Raw genomic sequence first — 6672 nt, 5'->3', positions numbered from 1 at the left:
ATTTACGGCGATGCCCTTAAAAATGATGTGGATTAGTTTGCTGATTCTCTTCACCTTGGTCTATGGAATCAAAAGTCGCGTCTTTTGGTCTGGCTCGGGATACTATACAATCATGTGTGGATTTTCGGCCGTGGCCTACCACCTGATTTATTTTTTTACTTCACTGGTGCTAGAGAAAAATCCTGCGAGCTTTGAGATTGTCGACCGCTTGGTACAAATTATTCTAACTCCTTCTTTTGCTTTTCCCATGTACTGGATTCTCGCCAAACTCGATAACGTCACTCAGGACGAACTCGTGCATGAGCCCGGAGGATTGGAGCTATGAGTACTTACGTCAATAATCCGGACGAGGCGAAAGAGTATCAAAACCGATACCGTGTCTTTTATATTGTCATTGCTGCGACTTTTACAATCTTCACAATGCGTTTGTGGTATTTGCAGATCATTTCCGGCAACGAGCTTCGCGAGTTCTCTGAGAAAAATCGAATCAAGCAAAATAAAATCACAGCTCCGCGCGGGTTGATGTTAGACCGCGATGGAAAAGTTCTGGTTGAAAACTTACCAGGCTTCGAAGCCATTCTGACTCCTCAATATATTGATGACTTGGATGATCTTGCGAAGACCGTGGGCCCTATTCTTGGAATGGAACCAGACAAAGTCGTTCAAAAAGTTCAAAAGAGCCGCAAACAAAATGGTCCCTTCGCACAAATTCGTTTAAAAGAAAACTTAAGCCGCGAAGAGGTTTTCCGCCTGAAACGGGTACGTCTGGATACTCCGGGTCTAGAGATCCGTGAATCTATCGTCCGTTACTATCCATTAAAAGAAAATGGCGCACAGCTGTTTGGCTACGTGGGTGAGATTTCAAAGCGTCAAATTCCTATCTTGAACGATCAGTACAAAGGAGCTTTGAAGTTCGACCAAGGTGACATCATCGGTAAGAGCGGTCTTGAGGAGACTCTAGAAAAGGACATTCGTGGTACTGACGGCATCAGCTTTATCCAAGTCGATGCCCACGGTCGAGAAGCCGTGACACAAACTCCGAACATCTACGGCGAACAGATCAAAGATCAGACGCCAGTTCATGGCAATAATGCTGTTTTGACGATCGATCGTGATTTGCAAGAGGCCGCTTATGCGGCCATCAATAAGACTGGCGATGCTCGCGGACATATCGGTGCCATTTTCGCGATGAAAACAAACGGTGAAGTTCTCGCTTGGGTGAGCACCCCTTCTTTCGATCCAAATGAATTCTCGACAGGTATTACGCCACAAACTTGGTCTAAACTTATTAACGATCCATTCAAGCCACTTCGTAATAAAGTTATTCAAGATCACAACTCTCCGGGATCCAGCTTTAAACCTCTGGTAGCAGTCGCGGCCTTGTCTGAAAAAGTTGTGACGCCAACAACATTGGTTGCTTCCCCTGGTACTTTCTTCTTCGGTCGTCGTCCTTATCATGACTCTATCAAACAAGGCCACGGTAACATCACGATTTATGATGCCATTGAGCAGAGCTCGAATGTGTTCTTCTATAAAATGGGTATCGCGTTAGGCGTTGATAAGATGTACGACTACATCCACGATCTTGGCATCGGTCAGAAGACCGGCATCGAGTTGTCTCGCGAAGTTTCGGGCATCATGCCGAATTCGGCGTGGAAGAAGGCCACTGTCGGTGAAGAGTGGCAGCCGGGTGAAAATTTAAGTACTGCCATCGGCCAAGGATTCGTGACCGTAACTCCTATCTCGATGGCAATTGCTTACAATGCCATCGCGACCGAGGGCAAGGTTGTAAAGCCTTTCGTTATTCGTAAAATTTTAGACCAAGACGGAAAAGTTTTGCGCGAAAACTTCCCACAAGTGGTGCGCGATCTTCAGCAACCTCAGCCTAACGGCGTGAAAGTTTCTCCGGAAACGTTCAAAGTCGTCAAAGAGGCGATGCGCCGAGTGGCCAATGGTTCTCGCGGTACAGCTCGCTTCTGGAAGGTTCCGGGTGTTGAGTTTGCCGGCAAAACCGGAACAGCTCAGGTCATGGGATTTTCTGCGGATCAAATCTTTGCAAGCTGTATGGCCCGCCCTATTCACATGCGCCACAACGGTTGGTTCGTGTCTTTTGCTCCGGTAGAAAATCCAGAAATTGTTGTCGCAATTCTGGCGGAACATGCCTGCCACGGCAATACGGGGGCGGCGCCAATCGCTCGCGATATTTACGAAGCTTATTTCCAAAAATACCACCCAGATATCATTGCTAATGCTCTTAAAAACAAAGGTCAGAAGCATGCTGCGAAGTCTGAAGCCGCGACTACAAGCGTGGACGAATAATGTTCAATTCACTTCATGTTGAAGAGCGAACGCTCTTCAAAAAGTTAGATATCAATTTGATCGTTGTGATCTTGGCCTTGAACGTTATCGGCTTGATCAATTTGTACAGCGCGACCCATGGACCGACTTCTGCGGAAGTTTCGGGTTTATTCTTGTCACAGATCATGTGGCTTTTCGTGGGCTGGGCGGTTTTCTTTGTCACCACGATTCTTGATTATAATATCGTGAGCCGCATCGCGGTTGTGATTTACTTATTAAATCTAGGTGCCATCATCTTCACGACATTCTACGGTAAAGTGGCCCTCGGTGCGCAACGTTGGATCGATCTTGGTTTCTTTAGATACCAACCCTCTGAAACAATGAAATTGGCACTGATCATGATGATGGCAAAAATTTTGGCGAACAGAAACACTCACGGCCCCGGCATGGGCTTTAAAGAGATGTTTGCTCCTCTTTTAGCTTTGGGCATCCCGTTTGTCTTCGTCGTTGAACAACCTGACTTGGGAACTGCGATGATGCTTGCTGCAATCGGCGGCTCGATGCTTCTGTTTGCAAAAGTAAAGAAGTGGATCCTCATGACTGCGGTGATCGCAGGTATCGTGGCATTGCCTGTCGCTTGGAAGTTTGTTCTTCATGACTATCAAAAAAATCGTGTCTTGACGTTCTTATCTCCGACAAATGATCCGCGCGGAACTGGTTACAACAGTATCCAATCTAAAATCGCTGTAGGCTCTGGACGTTTCTTTGGAAAAGGTTTTATGAAGGGAACTCAATCCCAACTTGAATTCCTTCCTGAACGCCACACGGACTTTATTTATTCTGTACTAAGTGAAGAACATGGCTTCGTCGGCTCTGTCGCCGTGATGGGCTTGTTCTGTTTCTTGTTCTTAACAGGAATCAGGATTGCCACCAATGCTCGTGATAAGTTTGGTGCACTGTTAACTGTCGGAGTTCTGTGTTACGTCTTCTGGCATATGTTCATCAATATGGGCATGGTCATTGGACTTCTTCCTATCGTAGGGGTTCCTTTACCACTTCTTTCTTATGGTGGGTCGAGTATGATGACGACCATGGCAGGACTTGGGCTGATCTCCAGCGTCGCTTATCGTCGCTATCTGTTCTAGAATTTCGTTTTATTGAAGGGCTCCGAGGTAAACTCGGGGCCCTTTTCTATTTTAGGGGGTATGGCCTTCTTTAGTTCCTCGCTTCGTCGGGCACGCCATCCGGGCTCGTTGCCGCCGCAGCTTCGCTGCGGTTCGCGCATCCATGCGCCGACAAAGGCCCGTCTACGGAGGAACTAAAGAAGGCCATACCCCCTAAAATAGAGAAGGTTCGGTTTTTATTGGCTTCGATAAAAAAAGCTAGCTGGATATTGTCGTTGTTTGTGGGCGTTCGCCCATTACGTTTTTTTTCTAGAATTCAATTTTTGTGAAAGGCTCCGAGAGGCTCGGAGCCTTTTTTCTTTAGGAAGAAACAGACGCTATATCTAAGCGGCCTGTCTTGGAGTTTTAAGTGTCACAGCGGGCTTCGCCGCCCTCTGCTCCTGAGCATGTTCATTTTTAATCACAGAGCCAAAGATGACTTGCTCCAAAACAACAACGTTGTTTTCCATCGTCGCTGATAAAGTGGATAGCTCTTCAGCGGCAGCAGCCGCCTCCTCTGACGAGGCCGCGTTGACTTGGGTCACTTGATCCATCTGATTCATCGCCTTGCTGATTTGCGCGATACCGGTACTTTGCTCTTCGCTGGCTGTCGCAATTTCATTGTTCAAATCTGATACTTTTTTAACAGATTCAACAATTTCAGACAGAACAACACCGCCCTGATTCGCCTGACGACTGCCGGTTTCGATTTTTTCGACACTCTTTTTGATCAATTCCGCAATATCTTTGGCAGCGACAGAGCTTCTCTGGGCAAGACTGCGAACCGCCTCTGCAACGACAGCGAAACCCTTGCCCTGCTCTCCAGCTCGAGCTGCTTCGACAGCAGCATTTAACGCCAACAGATTGGTTTGAAAAGCAATGTCATCGATAACGCCCGTAATTTCCTCAATCTTTTTTGAGTCCGCAGAGATGCTATGGATAGAGTCAATCAATGTTTTGATCTCACGCTCGCCTCTGTGAGCAATATCTCGCGTGGCGCTAGCCACAGTGGCCGCTTGTTTACTATTATCGGTATTCATGCGAACCATCGAGGTCAACTCTTCCATGGCAGCAACGGTCTCTTCCAAAGATGAAGCTTGCTCGGTCGCCGATTGAGATAAAGCCTGGGCAGAGTTCGCAATTTGCTGTGACGATGTGAAAACAGCGTGAGCTCCGTCTGAAAGACTCAATGCAGTCTCTTTCACCACATTTGAGATCTTATGAGCAGTCCACCAAGAGGCCGCGAATGATAAAACGAAAATAAGAGACGCATAGATCAGAATCTGATTTCGAGTTTCAGCCAGACGAGCTTGATAAAGAAGTTCTTCCCGCGCTCCGACCCCGACAACCCAGTCCCAAGGCTCGAAGTAACTTTGATAAGCTAGAAATGTGTAAACAGGTTCACCAGGATTTTGCCAGATCTCGTGGAAGGTCTTGCCCACATTGCTGATATTCCCCCAGCTGTCGCGAACGGTGTACTTCCCGTCGACATTATAGTCCCAAATACTTTTACCCTCGAGAGGGAATGGATGCATTTCCACTAGACCTTGCTTCTTACCGCTGAACGCCCAGACGTACATAAACTCATCTGTAGAAAGCTTGGTTTTTGTGATGTCACGGCTGCCATCAGCCCTTTGAGGTCCGTTGACATAAGTACGCACAGTATCCTTCGCCTCATCAAGAGTGATTTTTCCTGCTACGACTTGAGCATTCAAGGCCTCCATAAGACCAATCACGTCGTGATTGATCTTGGTGAACATTTCTCCTCCTAATGAGGTCACTTGTTTTTTAGATTGTTGATAGGCTATTACAGAAATCGTCAGAGTGGTTATTAAGGCAATAGCACAGGACAGGCTGATAATTCTAACATTTAAAGACAGACGCGATGACATCAAAGAAGCTCCTCTAGTTTTGAATACGCGAATCTATCGTCGAATTTGCTATAAAACTAAAGTGCTCAAAGTAATCCATGAGACCCCTTAGACTCGAGGGAATCAGCCTCTCCACCCGACCCCTATCACACCCTCGCGGGTCGCAGGATTTCATCGCAGCAAATTTCAAATCCAACTCGCCTTCCTGCCAAAATCACACGATAGAAAGGCTGTCTCAAAAGAAACGTCTTAAAAAGAGATTTCGTTCGATAGTGATTAACTATCTTTCAGTCATTGTCGAATCATTGGTTGACACCCCCTCTTACGAACTCGAAAGGATTCGCTTTCATAGATGGTTCAATCTAAGAACTGATGAATTTCAACCGCTTAGCTTCTCGGCACGACCCTTGAACTATCTCCTAGTAACAGGAGGACGCGGATATGAAAACGAAACATCTCAAATCAACACTCGCTGTAGTTACCGCAACACTCACGTTGGTGCTATTTAATAACTTTGATTTCTTTAGCTGGCACAAGCCTGCTACTCCTTCATTAGAAGGCGTTAGCGAAGCTTCACGTGTTGCCCATGCTAAGGAGCTTCTAGGTCGCAAATACTTCGGTAGCGACGCTCAGAAGATCGAGGGACGCCAGTCATTGAACTATGCGATCTATAACAATGTTCAAGCACACCTAGCTCCTCAATGGAAAGGCCATGCACGCGGTATCGCTCGCACAGTAATCACTGAAAGTGCAAAGTATCATCTTGATCCAGTCTTTGTGCTCGCGGTAATCAAAACAGAAAGTAAGTTCAATCCATTGACTGTAGGCCGCTTTGGCGAAATCGGTTTGATGCAAATTAAACCTGACACGGCTGAGTGGATTGCACACAAGTTTAATATCGCTTGGAATGGTAAAAAGACTTTGCAAAATCCGGAGGCTAACATCCGTATCGGACTTGCCTACATGAACTACCTTAGAACTACGTTCAACGGTAAAGCTGTGAAATATGTAAGTGCCTACAACATGGGACCTCGCAACGTACGCCGCTTGTTTGCACGCAACGTGAAACCTGCAGAGTACAACGATCGCGTGATGAAAAACTACCGTGCTTTTTACTCTGGAATTGCAACACCACAAGTGGTTGTAGCTGCTAACTACTAATCAATTTCCTGACAAATAAATGTAATCAAATTCAATCCTGTAATGCTGAGTGATTCAAACCAATCACTCAGCATTTTTTCGATACGCACCAAAAAGACATATACAAAATATAATTTATAATTTCTCATTTTCGCTCTAAAAACTTCTCGCAATCCTCCGAATAGTTTTCGCCGCTGGAG

4 protein-coding genes and 1 pseudogene are annotated in these 6672 nt (G+C 46.2%); 4 read left to right on the top strand and 1 reads right to left on the bottom strand.

Going from position 1 to position 6672, the window contains the following annotated elements; all coding sequences use genetic code 11:
* The 3 genes and pseudogenes from VF412_RS09340 to rodA all read left to right on the top strand — a co-directional run.
* Positions 1-325, top strand: a pseudogene (locus tag VF412_RS09340) (hypothetical protein); the annotation flags it as partial.
* On the top strand, positions 322-2319 hold the full coding sequence (gene mrdA / locus VF412_RS09335) for a penicillin-binding protein 2 (protein ID WP_331338968.1): 1998 nt from the start codon (positions 322-324) through the stop codon (positions 2317-2319). The pseudogene VF412_RS09340 and the gene mrdA, both read left to right, overlap by 4 nt.
* The gene (gene rodA / locus VF412_RS09330) at positions 2319-3443 is read left to right on the top strand and encodes a rod shape-determining protein RodA (RefSeq protein WP_331338967.1); all 1125 of its coding nucleotides are present in this window, start codon (positions 2319-2321) and stop codon (positions 3441-3443) included. Before mrdA ends, rodA begins: the two co-directional genes overlap by 1 nt.
* Positions 3444-3805: 362 nt before the next feature.
* Here the strand turns inward: rodA and VF412_RS09325 are convergent, their stop codons facing one another.
* On the bottom strand, positions 3806-5221 hold the full coding sequence (locus VF412_RS09325; protein ID WP_331338966.1) for a methyl-accepting chemotaxis protein: 1416 nt from the start codon (positions 5219-5221) through the stop codon (positions 3806-3808).
* A 552-nt stretch (positions 5222-5773) separates the two neighbouring features.
* On the opposite strand from VF412_RS09325, the gene VF412_RS09320 reads away from it, so the two are divergent.
* The gene (locus tag VF412_RS09320) at positions 5774-6493 is read left to right on the top strand and encodes a lytic transglycosylase domain-containing protein (RefSeq protein ID WP_331338965.1); all 720 of its coding nucleotides are present in this window, start codon (positions 5774-5776) and stop codon (positions 6491-6493) included.
* Positions 6494-6672 lie beyond the last annotated feature (179 nt).

This window comes from Bdellovibrio sp., assembly GCF_036384735.1.
GTDB lineage: Bacteria > Bdellovibrionota > Bdellovibrionia > Bdellovibrionales > Bdellovibrionaceae > Bdellovibrio.
Note: the sequence above shows the minus strand (reverse complement) of the source record. Positions and strands in the feature narration are given on the sequence as shown.

Excerpts from the sequence above, each read along its gene's own strand:
- VF412_RS09320 (WP_331338965.1), top strand. The coding sequence starts at position 5,774 with ATGAAAACGAAACATCTCAAATCAACACTCGCTGTAGTTACCGCAACA.
- VF412_RS09325 (WP_331338966.1), bottom strand. The coding sequence starts at position 5,221 with ATGTTCACCAAGATCAATCACGACGTGATTGGTCTTATGGAGGCCTTG.
- rodA (WP_331338967.1), top strand. The coding sequence starts at position 2,319 with ATGTTCAATTCACTTCATGTTGAAGAGCGAACGCTCTTCAAAAAGTTA.
- mrdA (WP_331338968.1), top strand. The coding sequence starts at position 322 with ATGAGTACTTACGTCAATAATCCGGACGAGGCGAAAGAGTATCAAAAC.